The sequence below is a fragment of the Bacteroides oleiciplenus YIT 12058 genome (assembly GCF_000315485.1).
GTDB lineage: Bacteria > Bacteroidota > Bacteroidia > Bacteroidales > Bacteroidaceae > Bacteroides > Bacteroides oleiciplenus.
The window spans coordinates 862,587-879,959 of record NZ_JH992941.1; the positions used below are offsets into that span (position 1 = coordinate 862,587).

Below are 17,373 nucleotides of genomic sequence, written 5' to 3' on the forward strand. Positions count from 1 at the left end.
TTTTATATCTTTGCTTTGATAACAATAGGATTAATTTTATGGGCTATATTCAACCTTTTGATCGCAATCAACTGACTCTTCCCGAGTCTTTAGATTCTTATATCTCTTGTGAGAACCCTGTTCGTCTGATTGATGTTTTTGTCGATCAGTTTATCAAATTGCACCCTGATTTTTCATCTTATAAAGGTAACAGTCCTACAGGCCGTTCGGCTTATAGCTTTGGTACTTTACTCAAGCTGTATGTCTACGGCTATTTAAACAGTATCAGTTCTTCCCGTAAACTGGAGCGCGAGACTCTGCGTAATATGGAGTTGATCTGGCTTCTGGGTAATCTCCATCCCGATCATAAGACTATTGCCGATTTCCGTTCCAAACAAACTTCGGGCATTCATGAATGTTGCCTTGATTTCCGCCGCTTTCTGGTCAGTTCCGGTTATATTTCAGGCAAATTGGTAGCTGTTGACGGCAGTAAAATCAAAGCCAATACCAATCGTGACGGTCTTACTTTAGATGGTATTAATCGACAGTTAGCCTTGTTGGATACCCGTTTAGAGAAGTATCTGCACCAGCTTAATGAAAATGATCTGGTGGAAACAGCCCAGGAACAATTATCCGAACTCTCGGACGATCTCGGTGTGGAGAGCTCCCTACTGGAGAAGATAGCCCGTTTGAGCCAACAGGTTGAAGAACTTCAGGCGGAAAAACAGCGTATGCTGGATGAAGGTTCCAAAAGAAGCTTTCCCTCTGACCGCGAAGCTCGCCTGATGAAGACCCGCAACGGTTTTCTTCCGGCTTACAATGTCCAATCAGTGGTAGATTCCCAACATCATCTGATAGGTGCCATGCAGGTTACCGACCACCCGAATGACTTTGAAGACCTTCAATCTTCGATTCATGCCATGCAGGAAGACCTTCAGGTAGAAGTAACCCAAGCCGTTGCCGACACCGGTTATGCCAATGAAGAACAGATCCTGGCCCTTGAAGAAGAAGGCAAAGTGATTGCCGTTCCTTTCAATGAAGGAGACCATTCTCCTAAAGAAGATCGGGAGCACGGAATCTTTTTTACCTATGATGCAGACAATGACTATTATATATGCTCCCAAGAAAAGATATTACCTATTAAAGACAGGCAAGTTCGTAAACATGGAAAGCTTTATAGAAAATATCAGGGAAGAGACTGCAAGGGTTGTCCCCTGATAAAGTTCTGCACCACATCGAAAAAAGGTCGGATTATCTACCGAAGGGCAGATGCCGAACCCATAAGACAGTATATGAAGAAGTGTAAGGGGATGAAATACAAAGCGCTTATACATTTACGAAAAACATTGGTAGAACATCCCTTCGGAACTCTTAAATACTGGATGGGGCAAATACCACTCCTACTCAGAGGAAAGGAAAAGGTACAGGCTGAAATAGATTTGTACGCAACATGCTATAACCTAAGAAGGGTGACTAACATTCAAAGCATACAGGTACTATTGCAACAAGTCCACTATTGGGCTATTAAGTATACCTAATAGCGGTCATTTGCCAAAGGACAACAATAGAAATTCCAAAATAAAGAGATAAAGAGCATTTCCTTTTTAATACAAAATGTCAAAGAACACTTGATTCTTACTTTTTACACAACCTCCCGGGAGGAGGAGAATTGAGATAGTACTATTTATCATTTATCGGGTGGTAAGCTAGAAGCTCGCTAGATGATAAGCTAGAAGCTCACTAGACAGTAAACTAGAGGCTCGCTAGACAGTAAGCTTACTTGTTTCTAGTAGGCTGCGGCCCCATATACGAACGCTTCATGCCTCCGAAGTCCAACACTATTTTCTGCACCACAGTTCCGGCATCGCCACAGATGATTTTCACCGTATGCTTGCCCGGCTTGTCTATGTGGAGGGTGGTCTTGTTGATTCTGCAATTCTTCAATACGCTTTCATACCATATCTGGGCATACTCAAAAGAAGAAGTGGACGGAGTCATCACAGGACCCTCATCGATGCATACGCCGTATTTAGTTTCTACATTCGTTGCTTCGTGTCCGGCATATCCCCTGTCCTTGCTTATCGTGAAGGTAGGCAACACATAAGTATATACATCTACCGATCCCTGCTCAAAAGTATAGAAATCGTATTCCAAACGTGGTGTATTACGCCCTGCAGTACGTTGTGCGGGTGCCAGAGGGTCACCCAACTGAACGGCTGTATTCTCGCATCCCAGATTAGGAATCACTCTCACTTTAATAGCGTCATTCTCAACTTTACGATGGAAACCAGCGGCATCAATTGAAACATATCCGTTATTCTCAACATACAAAGTATCCATTTCGGCCAATGAAGGAGAAGTAGGATTGAAGACAGAAACATAAACACTTTCTTTCTCGCCACGGTCGGACGTGATGTCCAAAGTTCCGAGAATCCGCTCACCGACCGGAACTTTCGCCCAGTCGATGGATACCTCTATACGGTCTTCGGTAGCAGTCTCTCCTGACTTCTTGCTCACCAATATCCAGTCATTCGTAACAGCCGTTTTCCATTTCAACGGAGCGGCACCTTTATTGAATACATCCACATAGTAAGACTGACGCAGATAGGTATTGAAACAGGGCAATGAATGGAAACTTTTCAGTCCTTTCAGCACATCTTCACCTTCTGCCATCACACCCAGAGAAGCCACAGGAGCCAGTTCAACGTCTCTCAGTTTAGGGAGTTCAAAGTAAGCGGCGGCAAATCCCTGCTTCATGGTCATCACATGATCCCACTTACCGTCGAGCAATGAGTTATAGCCTTTGGTGATTACTTCGAGGCTGTCATAACAAAGTTTTGCCGATTTCTCCAGTTCTTTGGCACTGGCTCTTTGCTGGATAGAATACCAGCGGTTTCTCTGTCCGTCCAGTATCATTCTGTTCAGTAGTTCGCATCCTTTCACTGGATAGTACAACGACTGATAGAAACAGGCTTTTTGCTTTTCGTCGGACATGTTGTTCAGAATCTTCTCTACAACATTTCCAATCCGGCGGTATTCACTCAGGCGATTGTCCACCTCACGGTAGTTGGTAAGTGAGAAGTCAGTATCCGTATTCCGTTCTTTTCCGTGCTTATCAGTGGTCCACTGGTAACCCCATCCCATAAATTCGGGTTTGCGGGCAAAAGCCAGCTTATAGAAAGAGTTTACCACATCCTGGTACTCATTGCGATATTCGTCGCCCAACATGCCGCACAGCCATTCCGTACGATAGTTAGCCGCTCTCTCAAAGTTAAAAGAATCAATATCAAAAGCCATTGTCAGGAAGTAGTCAACAGCAAATTCACACGACTTGATATCACCTGCATTAAGTAACCAGATACGGTCGGCCGTTGCATCATACGCTTTGCGGAGTTCTTCGTACATCAATGTCGGAGAAACCGTATTCATCCAAAGGTGGTCATGAGGCTTTCCAAGATAAGAAGAGTGATAGTACACACCGGAACGTCCTGAACGTTTCTGTTCTTTTGGACTACTCAGACGTTTCATATAGCCATAGTTATCATCCGGCCAAATGATAGTTACATCATCCGGCAGTTCCAAACCTTCGTCATATACATCCAGCACTTCCTTATAGGGAGTAAATGCCTGGGGAATCTCTTCGCCCGGTTTACCGATGGCATCAATCAACATCTGTCTTTGTGCCATCAGTGCTTCCTGGAGCATATCTTTCCGGTCGCCCATATCATTGCTCGCATTCATGGCACGATCGTGCAGTCCGCGTAATGCCAGGGTATATACATTTTCAAAAGGAGCACATTCCTTCACGCGTGCATTCAATACGCTGTCTACGCCTTTTTTATTGTTGATGTAGTCCCATTCGCCCATTGTATCGCGCTTCCATTCACTTGCCGTATTAAACAATAAAGGTTCGCAATGAGAAGCCCCCATGAGGATGGCAAAGCGGTCTGCAACCAGTCTGTTTTCAGGAATACGGTGGAACGCCATAGAGGCATCATGCATGGCCGGACACAAATAGTTGGCTTGAAGACGAAGCAACAGTTCACAAACCTTAGCGTAAGTACGGGGACCGAAGTTGCCCACTTCCTTCTCGAAGTTTCTCTTCGACCAACGGTAAAGCCCCCAGTCTTCATCATTGATGAAAATACCTCTGTACTTCACAGTAGGTTCCTTGGAGATATATTTGTCTACCTTCAGATTCAATTGGTCTTTCTTCACAATGGGAGCATCTGCCCACCAGTACCAGGGAGACACACCAATGGTTCTTGACACGGACAATAATCCGTAAGCAGCACCTCTGCGGTCGCTGCCCACAATAACCAACGCCTTTTCTACTCCGGGGAGAGGATTACGAACGAGTTGCACCAGATAGCTTTCCCAACGGTTCTTCAAAGGTTCCACATCCAGTTTCTTCTTCGCAACCATTTGGTCGATCCACTCATTGTGACCGAGAGTTCCGACAATGATACAATTCTTCTGAGGAACTTCCTTGGTAGTAGCAACACCCAAGATTTGTCCGCTCACCTCTTTCACGTCATTTGCAAATAGTCCCGCCGTTGTTTTTACAACTTCAAAGTCTTTTGTGTCATAGTACACGCAGGCCTTATCCTTCTTGCCTACGAGACTGAATACGTTGGAACCGCTACTATTCTGCGATAGCGAAACCTGAGCCAGCACTGCCGAAGAACTCAGCAGCAACATACCTCCTAATAAAATAGATTTAAAAATACTCATGGTTTATTTATTGATAATTTATATGTTACTTTTCCATCAGCGCAGCCACACACCAGAGGTAAGGTCCTTGTGCATGAAAATCACCGGTACGGCGCGGACGGTCGTAATAGTATTGTTTGTCGTTCTTTTTGTTAGTACCTACGCAAATCTCTCTCACCTGATTCTTTTCGGTAAGGTAAGTCACCAAAGCCATCCATGCCTTGCGGGCTGCCGGAGCATACTCTTTAGCATTCAGCCATCCGTTCTTTACACCCGTAATAAAAGCGAAAGTAAACATGGCGGAGCCTGATGTTTCAGTCCAGCAATCGGGATCATCGAGTAACTGGTTCCACAGACCTTCCGGATTCTGATATTCTTTCAGACTCTTCATCATAGTCAGGTAACCTTCCATGATGCGGGGACGGTCTTTATGATTCTTAGGCAAATAGCGAAGCAACTCCGCCATACCTGCTGCCATCCATCCATTTCCACGTCCCCAGTAGAAAGGCACGTCCGGTGCATGATAGAAAAGACCGTTGGGACGTTGCAATTCATCCAGATACATCACCATCTCTTTGGCTGCACGGTCTATATATTTGCTGTCATTGGTCACCTTGTAGGCATGCGTCTGTACAATGGTAATCATGTACATATCGTCAATCCAGAGGCGTGTTTGCCATGAATAGCCTTTCTCTGCCCATTCCTTCTCTTCCGGCTTTGCATCTGCGGGAACTTCCCATTGAGTATCGGCATAAGGCAATCCCAGCTCTTTGTAGCGTTCATCTTTCGTCACCCAATAGAGTTCCAGAGGCAAGCTTCCGAACATATTCAGATCGACATGGTTCTTGATAGGCAACAGTGCCTTTTCTGTAGTAAACAGATGCTCGAATCTGGCTTGCAGAAGTTTGATGAGTGCTTTATCCTTGGCTGCTGCCGCATATTTAAGAGAACCGTTCCAGTAGAAGGTTTCAGGATAACCAATCCATTTTCCGGCATGCAATGCATGTTTCTCGGTTACAAAACGGTAGGCAATGCGTCTGCCGATTTCATCGGGAGTATACCCTTCGGGGAAATTCTTCAGAAGACTGGTCTGAGCAATTAACAACTGAAAGGATGATAATAAAAATAATAATGCGAATACTTTCTTGTACATAACAATTTGAATTCTATCTATTAAACATTCTAATAATTTACAGTTTCTGGAATATCCGGTGACATTACTTCACCTTCAATAGTTTCTTGGTGTCATCACATACGGCTACTGCCACTTTGGAGTCTGCACAACCGTAATAAAGATATAGCTTCTTCTTGTAATAGGCCAATCCCTCGATAAATACGGTGCCGTCCTTATACTGCCCACTCTTTTCGAAAGAGGCTTCAGGCATAAAGAAAGGTTTGTCCAGACGATTCAGCACTTTATAAGGGTCTTTAGAATCAAGCAAAAGCTGTCCGGCGCAGTAAGCGCCTGCCGGATAATTTACATCGCCTCTCCTTTTATCATTCTTACCATTATACATCAGTACAATGCCTTGTTTGGTACGAATGGCAGGAGGACCGCATTCAGTCATCTGGCTATCGAAATAGCCGTTGCGTGGCTTGGCAATCTTCAATAGTTCATTGTTTCCATCCAGCACAGGATACCAATCTGTCAGGTTGTCGGAAGTAGCTGCATGTACGGCATATTCTCCCCAATACATGAAGTATTTGCCATCTACCTTGTCTATAACCAGCTTTCCGCCTTTTACCTTAGTAAGGATGGAGGCTGATTTAGTAGCTATTCTGGTAAAACGCCCGTCATACGCTTTTTCAAAGGCAAGACCGTGCTTGGTCCAGTTCTTCAAATCTTTGGAAGTAGCTACTGCAAGGCGGGGGGTCTTCCGGTTCCATGCCGTATAAATCATTACGTATAATCCGTCTTCGGTCATAGCCACCCGCGGGTCTTCGCAACCACCCGGGCACTCTATGCTTTCAAAAGCATCTCCACCGGGGAAAAGTATCGGGCTGTCTGAGCGCTTCATGGTCACTCCGTCCGCACTTTCGGCATAGCCTATGCGTGAAGTCCTTTTTCCGATGCCTTGCGCCGAATTATCCTCAGCGCGGTAAAGCACAACAATCTTTCCGTCTTTCACGGTAGCGGCAGGATTAAAAGTGTCGCTTTCCTCCCACTTCACTTGTTCCTTTCGCATCGGGCAATGGAAAGAGGTAGGTTGTGGCACAATCACGGGATTGACACCTTCCGGACGGATAAACGGGCCAACCACCCAGTTCTCCTGTTGTTTCTTGTCTGCATCGTCTGAAGAGGGCAAAGTAGAAAAACTACTCAGTGACAACACTCCTATCAGACCAACTATGAGTTTTAGCTTCATCTTAGTTTCTATGTTTTTTTACATGGTTAAAGTTATTGTTTTATTGGCGAAGACGCTTATAGATGCTGGTCAATACCTCCAATCTGGATGTCTTTCCGGGAACAGCCCGGAGCTTAAACCCGCATAATGCACTCCATTCCTGCAATGTATCTTCATCGACCGCACCTTGCAGATTTGCATTCCATCCGGACAAGTATCCCCGTAATCCCATATATTGCGCTAAACGGAAGTCAGGAGCTTCCGGACTCAGGTCACGGAAGTATATCAGCGTTGCTTTTTGGTCGATCAGCAGTTCCTGCAACTTAGGCATATCCACATCCTGCACGGCTACTTTATCATCAATTGCCAACGAAGCAGCAATACCCGCCGCCTGTCCCAATGCCATCCAGCATGGTTCCATACGTAAAGTAGAGAATCCGATATGTGAACCGGATACCGGTACAGGCAACAACAGGTTATCTACATTGCGGGGCAGAATGACGCCTAAAGGCACTGTATAAACAGCCGTAGGATAACTGATAAACCCATCCAGATGTGCCCTGCCGGTTTCTCTTTTCCGAGCAGCATGCGAGTCGAGCGCATAATGACTGGCCGTCACACTGTTGGCATGCAACGGCGGACGCTTGTCCGATGCAACAGGCAGGGCATCCTTGGCAGTAAAGAAGTAGACTCCTTCAAACCGTCTTCCTTCGCGCACATATACTTGGCGGGGGAAATACTCATTATCCTGATACTCGTCTTTCGCCAATCCCCATTCCAGCATTGCTTTACGGAAATGCTCCGGCAGTTCGGGGTCATTCTGGGCGAACCAGAACAAACCTAACGTATAATCTTTCAGACGTTTGGCAAACTGATCCCTCCACTCCCACGAAGAAGTAGGCCAAGGCCAGTTCTCTTCAGGCAAATCGGTAGAGATAAACGCAGCATGTTGGTTATTGCCATCTGTTTTCTGGTTGGGCAGCTTTACAATGCTACTCAGCTTTCTGATTCCCCAACTGTCTCCGGGCAATTTAGTCTGATTGCCGGCAGCGATATGACGGCGGTTTTCTTCCATCATTTCATCCGTCACTTTCAACATGGCTCGCTGGGTATTCTTTCCGGTCCATACATCTTCAATCAGTGAAACGTATTCGTCTCTGTTATAAGATGCCGGTTTCGGGAAAAGTACCCGGTTATCAGGGTCATTAGTCAGACAGAGGCGATAGTTGTAGGCCTGGACTGCATTATCCGACTCTCCCGTGCTACCACTGGCAGGCAGGCTTTTCCAGTATTCATAGGTTCTTCCCGCTCCGGGTTCTCCAAATTCGGCCTTGCTTTCCCTGCCTACACGGAAGGGCACACCGGCTGCTGCTCCCAGATCTCCTTCATAAGTGGCATCTATAAAAATATCGCCCCGGTAAGTTTCTTTTTCTCCATTCTCACGATTCAGTATGCAGATACTTTCAATACGTCCATCCCTTAGAGATATATTCTGGTTTTCAGCATCGAATTGCCGCATAAGGAGTACGGTAATCTTATCCTTATGTTCGTTCAGCATATCCTGATATACGGATGCCGCAACATACGGTTCAAAATGAAACCCGTCACTGCAATCCTTCAGTTGCTGGGAGTTCTCTCCATAACGATCTGCATAGTATTGCTTGATTCTAGTAGTAAACTCCATGAACAGACCGGTAGTTGCTTCCCGGGTAGCAATATCCGTTGCCCCCAGCCCGTTGACCGGAAGTCCTCCGATGTGCCGGGTACGTTCCAGTATAACCGAGGTCTTTCCTTGCCGGGCCGCCGCAATAGCTGCCATTATGCCGCCGGGATTACCGCCTACCACCACCATATCAAAATGGCTTTGGGCAGATATACCCCAACTAAGCATCAACAGAACCGTAAGAATATGGAATCTCTTCACGCTATCTTTATTTATTTTAGTTTATATTTCTGAGTGGTTACATTCCATCCTTTCAATACCAAGACAGCTCCTTCGGCCAACTTCTCTTCTGCCGTTTCTATAGTGACCGTTTTCTTTTCACCCGGAACCAGGGAGAAGAAGTTATCCGAATAGAACGACGGGCGTATCGGGCTCATCTTTGCATTCAGGAACTGCAACTGATTAAAGAAAGCAATGCCATTGGAAGTATTCTTCAATGTGATATCTACGAAATAACGGTCGCCTGCCTGACGTGTCTTATAGGAGAGCTTCACATTGGCTGCTTTCAACTTGCTCAAATCCTCAAAACCTGAGGATGCAGGCCCGGTCAGCGTCTTGCTGCCTTCATACTTATCATTTGATCTCCAATAGAAGTTGGAAGAAACATCCTTGCCTTTCTCATCTTTCAGCAACAGTTTGATGAAATGAACCTGAGAAATATTTTCGGGGAAACGGATAGTCAGTACATCATTGGCTACTCCATCTTCCGGAAGATTGACAGAGGCAGATTCTTCAAAGACCTTCCGGCTGTTGATATCATACACCTGCGCTATCACCTTGTAATTATTGAAGGAGCGATAATAATCGTTCACCACAGATACGGTGTTCTTCAGATAATCGAACTGAGCATGTAGCGGCTCCAATGAATTGGCTGTATGATAGAGCGAAGCAGTAGGTTCCAAAGACCAGTCCCACATGCGGGAAGACACCTGACGCATGGAGCAATTATGATACCAGAACAGAAGTCCGGAACAGAAGCGGTCACCATAATCCAGCTTGTTATAGTTCCATACTTCCCAAATACTCTTGGAGTTTATAGCACCCAGTAATTGCCCTTTTTGGGCGAATTCATCGATGGAAGATGATTTTCCGTAGTGGTTTACCAGATCGGTATACATCGTAGTCATCAAGTGGAAACCATTTCCATCCAGATAATCCCATACCTCCTTATTGATAGGCCAAAGGTCTTTTTCATCCATCATCTCACGAAGAATTTCCACCGTAGGCAACGTAGGTGCACCATACTCCGGATTGAAACCATCTACGCGGCTTCCACGGGGAGATGCCGTATTTTCATAGTGTTGCATCGGATTCACCTGTTTGTAAGGACTTCCATCATGCACTCCGGCACATTCCGACTGCATCTGATAACCTCGTGTACCATCCAGTTTGTTGAGCAGTTCAGGCGTGCCTGTAACTTCTGTACTTTCATTGGAAGCCACGTAATAAGCCAAAGAGGGATGGTTGCGGATGCGTTTCACGGTAGACACCACATTGTCCATATAGTTACCCTTATCATGCGGATGGCGTGTATCGCCTGTCATCCAGAACTCCTGCCATACCAATAGCCCCATTTCATCGCACAATTGGAAGAAATAATCGGATTCGGCAATGCCACCTCCCCACATACGCAGGAGATTGACACCCGACTGACGGCTATACCGCAGTTCGGCATACGTACGTTCATCAGAAGTTCTCAGCATAGCTTCCGGTATCCAGTTCGTTCCCCGGATAAAGAGACGCTTGCCATTGACATAGAAAACACGTGATTTATCAGGCGTGTTCGTATCGGAAGTGATTTCCCGAATACCGAACTTCGTTTTTACCGAATCACAAACCACTCCGTCGATGGATACGGTCATTTTCAACTCATACAGGTTCTGAGGACCTTTGTTTACAGGCCACCACAAACGGGGGGAGTCAATCACTAACTGGGGGAACTCGTCCGGAGAGAAGGATAATAGTTTTTCTTCTCCACGCATCACTTTCAGTTTCTTCTCGAAAGTAATATTCTCACCCACAATCTCACCTTTCACCGTGCAATTGATCGGATTAAAGCCAGTAGTCGGATTCACAACTTCCACTGAAATGGATTCACGCGCCTGGTCGTAGCCGGGCTTACGCAACTCCGACTTCACGAAAGGATGACGCAACGCCACTTTGCCCGTAGCATAAAGAGAGATGTTCTTCCAGATACCGGTATTACGGTCACGGATACCGTCCATGAAGGTGAAGTCCCAACCCACGGTCATCAGCATGGTGGTGTTCAGTCCGATGTTTCCATTTCCTCCATTGTGGAACTCTCCCACTGCCCCCCAGGATTTCGGCTTGGTGCTGCCGGGAACATCCACCGGATATACTTTTATCGCCAAAGCATTATTCTTGCCTATCTCCACAAAGCTGGTCACGTCGATGTAATCCTGCAAAAACATACCTTTCATGGTACTGAGCAGATTTCCATTCACCCATACCTCGGCACGGTAGTTAATGCCGTCCACTTGCAGCCATACATGCTTTCCCTTGAATGATTCGGGAACAGTGAACTCAGTACGGAACCAATAGGTATAGAAGTCACGCCCGGTTTCTGAGATATCCGGTATTAACTTCGATTCTATCTTGTTGTTGATTCCATAGTAAGGTTCCGGATATCTCTGATTATGCACCAGTGAATTCAGAACTGTACCGGGCACAATGGCAGGCATCCAGTTTTCTGTAGAATAACTTAATAAAGACACTTTCTCCCCGGAGTCCGCCACATCTCCCGCCTTTATCATTTTCCACTGATAATCGCCATGATGGGCTATTTCTGAGTCAAGCCAGATACGCCCGGAGTTTCTGACATCATTTACGTTGCTTTGTCCGGTTACTGCCGTCGAATAGGAAAACAGTAGTATAACCAAGGTAAGGGCTTTGGCCCAACAGCTTATATTCATTTTATAAGTATTAAATAGAATTTCGATACAAGATTACTAAAGTGGCACAGTTTTATTCCTCCAGAAGTGCCACCGCACACCAAAGGTAAGGAGCTTGTCCATGATAATCGCCTACATTTTGCTTACGATCATAATAGTACTGTTTGTCATTCTTCTTATTGGTGCCTTCACAAACGGATTTCACATTGTTGTTCTCATCTATGTATTTCACCATGCCCATCCATGCCTTGCGGGCAGCGGGTGCATATTCTTTGGCATCCAGCCAACCGTTCTTCACTCCCTTGATGAAAGCAAAAGTAAACATGGCAGAACCGGAGGTTTCGAGCCAGCAGTCGGAATGATCCAGCAATTGATGCCACAGGCCGTTTGAAGATTGATACTTCTTCAAGCTTTTCATCATAGTGAGGTAGCCGTGCATGATTCGCGGACGGTATTCACTGTCTTCGGGCAGGCTGCTCAACAACTCTGCCATACCGGCAGCCATCCAACCATTACCTCTGCTCCAGTAGAAAGGAACATCCGGAGCATGATAGAAAAGGCCGTTCGGACGTTGCAACTCGTCCAGATACATCACCATCTCTCTTGCAGCCCGGTCTATGTATTTGCGGTCACCAGTAATCCGATAAGCTTGGGTCTGCACAATGGTAATCATATACATATCGTCAATCCATAAACGCGTCTGCCAGGAATAACCTTTCTGGTCCCATTCCTTTTCTTTCGGTTTCGCATTTGCGGGGAGTTGCCATTGAGTGTCGGCATAAGGAAGACCCAAGTCCAGATAGCGTTGGTCTTTCGTTATCTTATACAGTTCCAGAGGCAAGCTACCGAACATATTTACATCCACATGATTCATGATAGGCAATAAAGCCTTTTCCGTAGTGAAGAGAAGTTCAAATCTATTCTGCAACAACTTCACAAGCTCCTGATCGTTGGTAAGTGCTGCGAATTTCAGCCCTCCATTCCAGGTGAAAGTCTCAGGATAACTGATCCACTTCCCAATGTGAAGCATATGTTTTCCATCTACAAAATGATATGCCAGACGTTTGCCCACTTCTTCCGGTTTATATCCTTCCGGAAAATCTTTTAGCAGGTTTGTCTGACCAAACAATAATTGAATTGGAAGCAGAAACAGCAATAATAATGACTTTTTGCGCATAAGGTTAATTCTTTATTTATTAGACATTAAGAAACTTACAATTGTTATCATAGTACAATCACTATCAATGGTCACAAAGATAGTGCGCAGTATCTACTCAGAAGGGAATATGTATCCCAATAAATAGAAGAAATATCTCAAAATCGTATAAGAAGTCACAAATTCATTTCAAATAACGCTGATGTTGGGAATTAATTCTTTCTTGTAGCGATTATGAATAGAACAGGTGATTATTGCGCAACTTAAAGCCGAAAGCCTTTTATCTTACAGCAGCATACCTTATCCCACAAAGTCCTTCGGAAGCACCCCGAATTGCTTCTGAAAACACTTGGAGAAATAGGAGGAAGAATTGAAGCCCACCATGTAGCAAATCTCATTGATGCGACTCTCACCTTCCTTCAATAACTGGGCGGCACGCTTCAGACGCTCCAAACGTAAATACTCGTTTGGAGTAAGGTCCAGCACTCCCTTCATCTTACGATAGAAGCTGGAACGGCTCATATTCAGGCTATCCGCTATATCATCCATGCTGAACTCCTGATTAGAAAGATTAGAGAGAATAATCTCATTCAGTTTCTTTATAAATTCCTCATCGGCCTTGGTCAGTGCCATTGTGTTGACCGCCACAAAAGGAGATTTAGCAAAGTTCTGGCGAAGCTTCTCCCGGTTGTTTATCAGATTGGAAACCACAGCCAGAAGATACTCCGGTGAGAAAGGCTTCTCAATATATGAATCCGCCCCTAATTCCATTCCTTCAATCTTGGATTGAATATTAGTCTTGGCAGTCAACAAAATAATAGGAATATGACTGTAGCCTACCTCCGACTTTATGATCTTACATAGTTCAAAACCATCCATCAAAGGCATAACGACATCACTTACCACCAGATTTACAAAATTACTATCCAGAGCCTGCAAAGCCTCTTTCCCGTTGGTAGCAGTCAGCACAGTATATTCGGATGATAACTGGCGCTCGATAAAAGAGAGCATATCCGGATTATCTTCTACCACCAGAACCACATGTTTACTTACCCGCTGCTGCTTCCCTTCCTGCTTGTCATCGGAAAAATGCTCACCTGATGTTCCTGTCTGCAACTCTACCTCCTTGTTCATTACATCCGAATCCAGTGAAATGGCCATATCTTGAATAATGGGGAGTGTCAGACGGAAAGCATTTGCATCTTCTCCCGGAAGCATAACCAGACTACCACGATGGAGCTCCGCCAACGAACGGGAAAGCGCCAGTCCGATACCTGCTCCTGTGGTAACCTTCACCTCCTCCTTCTGGCTGAAACGGACAAAAGGCTGGAAAATCTCTTCCTTCATCTCATCGGGAATAATCACTCCGTCATTCTTAGTGGTGACATAGAATGCCTGATTCTCCACATCCACTTCCAGTTTAATATGCACATAGGTATCAGCATACTTCATTCCATTATTCAAAAGATTACTGATAATTTTCGTAAAAGCTTCGCGATTGACATGTGCACAGAAGTTCTCTTCCGGCATCTCTAACGTCAGGTCAAATCCTTTCTGACGGGAAAGGGAAGTAAACCGCATATAAGTCTCCCTCAGCACATTCGTAATGTCGCATTTGGCAAAGTTCAGCCGGTAGCCCTGGCTCTCCACTTTCCTGAAATCCAGAAGCTGGTTGGTGAGGTTCAGCAACCGTTCCGTATTATGCTGCATGATATTCAGGTCTTCGTGAGTTTCGGGGTCCAGGTCTTTCTTCAGGATGATGTTCTCCAAAGGCCCCTTTATCAACGTCAGCGGAGTCCTGATTTCATGCGCCACATTCGTGAAGAAATCTATCTTGGCATTGTAAATCTCGCGTTCCTTCTCCTGTTCAAACTTCTCCAGTTGGCGGCGGTGCTGCCTGCTGCTGCGTTGCTTAAAATACCAGAAAGCATATACGGAGCAACCCATAATGAGCAATGCATAAATGCAGTAAGCCCAGATGGAGAAATAGAAAGGAGGAAGGATATGAATATACAGCAGGTGTTCATCAGGATTCCATATTCCATCACTGTTAGAGGCTTTCACACGGAACAGGTAATCGCCATATCCCAGGTTGGAATAGGTGACGATAGGGCTCTCTCCCACCGTTATCCAGTCTTTATCAAAACCATCCAACCTGTACATCAATTTATTCATCTTCGGGAGCTGATAGCCGAGGGCGGCAATACGGAAGGAGAATGAATTTTGGTCGGACTGAAGCGTAATCCTGTCGGAGAAAGTGATACTCTTCTCAAGAGGAGCATTGTTCTCACCAGCGCGGACTTCTTTATTGAACAACATAAAGTCCGTAATCACCACCGGCGGCAGATTCTTATTTTCAGTAAATGTCTTGGGGTTAAAGACGACAAAACCATCGATACTGCCCAAATAAATAGCACCGGCCTCATCCCTATAGCCGGAACGGTAGTTGAACTGATCGCCAAGCAATCCATTGGCCGTGGTGTATACCTTCACCTGTTTTGTACCAGGGTTGAAACAAGCCAGTCCGCTGTTCGTCGTCAGCCAGAATAATCCTTCCGCATCCTCTATAATCTGATAGACAACATCATTAGGCAGCCCATTGGACGAATCGTAGCTGGTAAATGTCTCCGTATCAGGATGGAACAGACAGAAGCCTCCCCCCTGTGTAGTCAGCCAGATTTGCCGGTGAGAATCTTCAAAGATACTCAGCACCTTATCATAGGGAAGGCTCTCCTTATTATTTTCATTATGCACATAGTTCTTCCACCGTTTTTCATTGACGTTGTAGCAGTATGCACCGTTCGCATAAGTTGCCAGCCACAGGTTGCCTTCCGAGTCTTCTTTTATATCGTATACAAATTTACCGGCCAGTTCCGTAATTCTGTCAAAGTCGTCAGTTTGTTCATTATACTTCAACAATCCGAACATGGTTCCCAGATAAATATCACCTGTGACCGTCCTGTAAATAGCAAAAATACTATTGTCTATCAACGAACGTGGGGAATCTGTTTTCTGATAAGTTTTCAGGATGTTGCCTGTATTGGTATCTACTATTTTCAAGCCTTTGGAGAAAGTTCCCACCCATAGCTTGTCGCCCACCATGCATAGTCCATGGATGTTGGTAAATCCGGAACTGGGTGCGAAGAAAGAAAAGGTCTTTGTCTTCGGGTCAAAACGGTTCAAGCCGCCATCTTCGGTACCAATCCACAGTATGCCTTTGTTATCCTGACAGAACTCACGAACGCGTTTGCCTTGCAAAGTATTTTCTCCGTCCTTCGGATAATACTTCTCAAAATAAGTATAAGACTTCGGATAATAATCCACTCCACCGAAGTACGAACCCACCCAAATACCCCTTTCCCTGTCCTCACACAACGAATAGACTGCATTATCCGACAGAGAATAAGGGTCATCTTTAGAGCCGTGCAGATGCACATATTTATCCGTGCGAAGATTATAGATATAAACTCCCGACTCGGCCCCAATCCACAGCTCATTATCGGAGTTGACCAGCAAATCCCGGCAAAAAACCATTTCACCGGTTTCGTCCATCATCAGTAGGTTACGCAGGTTGCCGGAAGTAAGGTTCAACTCCTGAACTCCCTGCCGTATAGAACTAATATAAAGGCAATTGTAAGCTCCCGGAACAATATTCATCACCACATCGTCCTTGAAAACCTCATTGCCGCCCTTTGGCGAAAGATAAGGGTGAAGTGTCTTCAAATTGTCCTTTGAGTAGAACAGTCCATTACCATAAAAACCTATCCAGATAGTTCCGCTATTATCGAAAGAGAAGCTATTTACGTTAGCCGAGAATTCATTCAGTATATAATTATGGAGTTTTTCCTTTTGAGCGTCATAGCAGAATAGTCCCTGCGTTTCAACAGCTATCCACACCCGCCCTTGCTTATCACCTGAAATGGCGGAAACAGTGCGCTCTATTTTTGTGTTTTCCTCGCTCAACTGGTCGAAGGGAACAAAAGTCTCTTTATCCGAGCAGTAGATGTACAGTCCTGCATCCGTACCTACCCAGATATCTCCATCATTGTCTTCGTAGAGGCAAGTCACAAAGTTATTCCCCAGACTGTGATTGTCGGTCATGTTACGTTTGAAGTTCCGGAACGACAATCCGTCATACCGGCTCAGTCCGCCTTTAGTACCAAACCACATAAATCCTTTCTTATCCTGCATGATTGCATTGACCGTAGTCTGGGACAGTCCGTCCTTGATACTAAGATTTCTGAAATAGTAATGTTCATTTGCCGCTTGTGTCCAGCAAACCATATAGCAAAGAAAACTGATGAGGGCTATGATTCTCTTGTCCATCTTTGTGTTTTTATAGATTCGTTGCCAAATATAGCTCAATTTGACGATAAATGGTAAGAGAAATATTTCAATAAATAAAAATATCGTCTCTTTCACAGCTGTAAACACAGCGGAAGTATGCCCGGAGAGCCCTCGACCCATGCTCTTCACCCGGATTGCCTATACTTTGCCTATCTCATTGCATAACTGAGCACAGCACACCGCAGGACTGAGCATAGC

General features: G+C 45.2%; 8 protein-coding genes. 1 reads left to right on the top strand and 7 read right to left on the bottom strand.

From position 1 onward, the window contains the following. Positions 1 to 38 precede the first annotated feature (38 nt). Positions 39 to 1,517 carry an IS1182 family transposase gene (locus HMPREF9447_RS11230; protein WP_009129853.1) on the top strand — a complete coding sequence of 493 codons (1,479 nt, stop codon included), beginning with the start codon at positions 39 to 41 and terminating at the stop codon, positions 1,515 to 1,517. 238 nt (positions 1,518 to 1,755) lie between these two features. Here the strand turns inward: HMPREF9447_RS11230 and HMPREF9447_RS11235 are convergent, their stop codons facing one another. The 7 genes from HMPREF9447_RS11235 to HMPREF9447_RS11265 all read right to left on the bottom strand — a co-directional run bounded on the left by HMPREF9447_RS11235 (position 1,756) and on the right by HMPREF9447_RS11265 (position 17,154). Next, positions 1,756 to 4,713, bottom strand: a complete 2,958-nt coding sequence (locus tag HMPREF9447_RS11235; RefSeq protein WP_009129854.1) for a glycosyl hydrolase 115 family protein — start codon at positions 4,711 to 4,713, stop codon at positions 1,756 to 1,758. A 25-nt stretch (positions 4,714 to 4,738) separates the two neighbouring features. Further along, the gene (locus tag HMPREF9447_RS11240) at positions 4,739 to 5,845 is read right to left on the bottom strand and encodes a glycoside hydrolase family 88/105 protein (protein WP_009129855.1); all 1,107 of its coding nucleotides are present in this window, start codon (positions 5,843 to 5,845) and stop codon (positions 4,739 to 4,741) included. Positions 5,846 to 5,909: 64 nt separating this feature from the next. Further along, the gene (locus HMPREF9447_RS11245; RefSeq protein WP_009129856.1) at positions 5,910 to 7,058 is read right to left on the bottom strand and encodes a glycoside hydrolase family 130 protein; all 1,149 of its coding nucleotides are present in this window, start codon (positions 7,056 to 7,058) and stop codon (positions 5,910 to 5,912) included. A gap of 40 nt (positions 7,059 to 7,098) precedes the next feature. Beyond that, positions 7,099 to 8,961, bottom strand: a complete 1,863-nt coding sequence (locus tag HMPREF9447_RS11250) for an FAD-dependent oxidoreductase (RefSeq protein ID WP_009129857.1) — start codon at positions 8,959 to 8,961, stop codon at positions 7,099 to 7,101. A gap of 11 nt (positions 8,962 to 8,972) precedes the next feature. Further along, positions 8,973 to 11,693, bottom strand: a complete 2,721-nt coding sequence (locus tag HMPREF9447_RS11255) for a glycoside hydrolase family 2 protein (RefSeq protein WP_009129858.1) — start codon at positions 11,691 to 11,693, stop codon at positions 8,973 to 8,975. A 52-nt stretch (positions 11,694 to 11,745) separates the two neighbouring features. Next, entirely contained in the window at positions 11,746 to 12,849 is a 1,104-nt protein-coding gene (locus tag HMPREF9447_RS11260; protein ID WP_009129859.1) for a glycoside hydrolase family 88/105 protein, read from the bottom strand. Positions 12,850 to 13,128: 279 nt separating this feature from the next. After that, positions 13,129 to 17,154 carry a hybrid sensor histidine kinase/response regulator transcription factor gene (locus HMPREF9447_RS11265; protein WP_009129860.1) on the bottom strand — a complete coding sequence of 1,342 codons (4,026 nt, stop codon included), beginning with the start codon at positions 17,152 to 17,154 and terminating at the stop codon, positions 13,129 to 13,131. Positions 17,155 to 17,373: the final 219 nt, after the last annotated feature.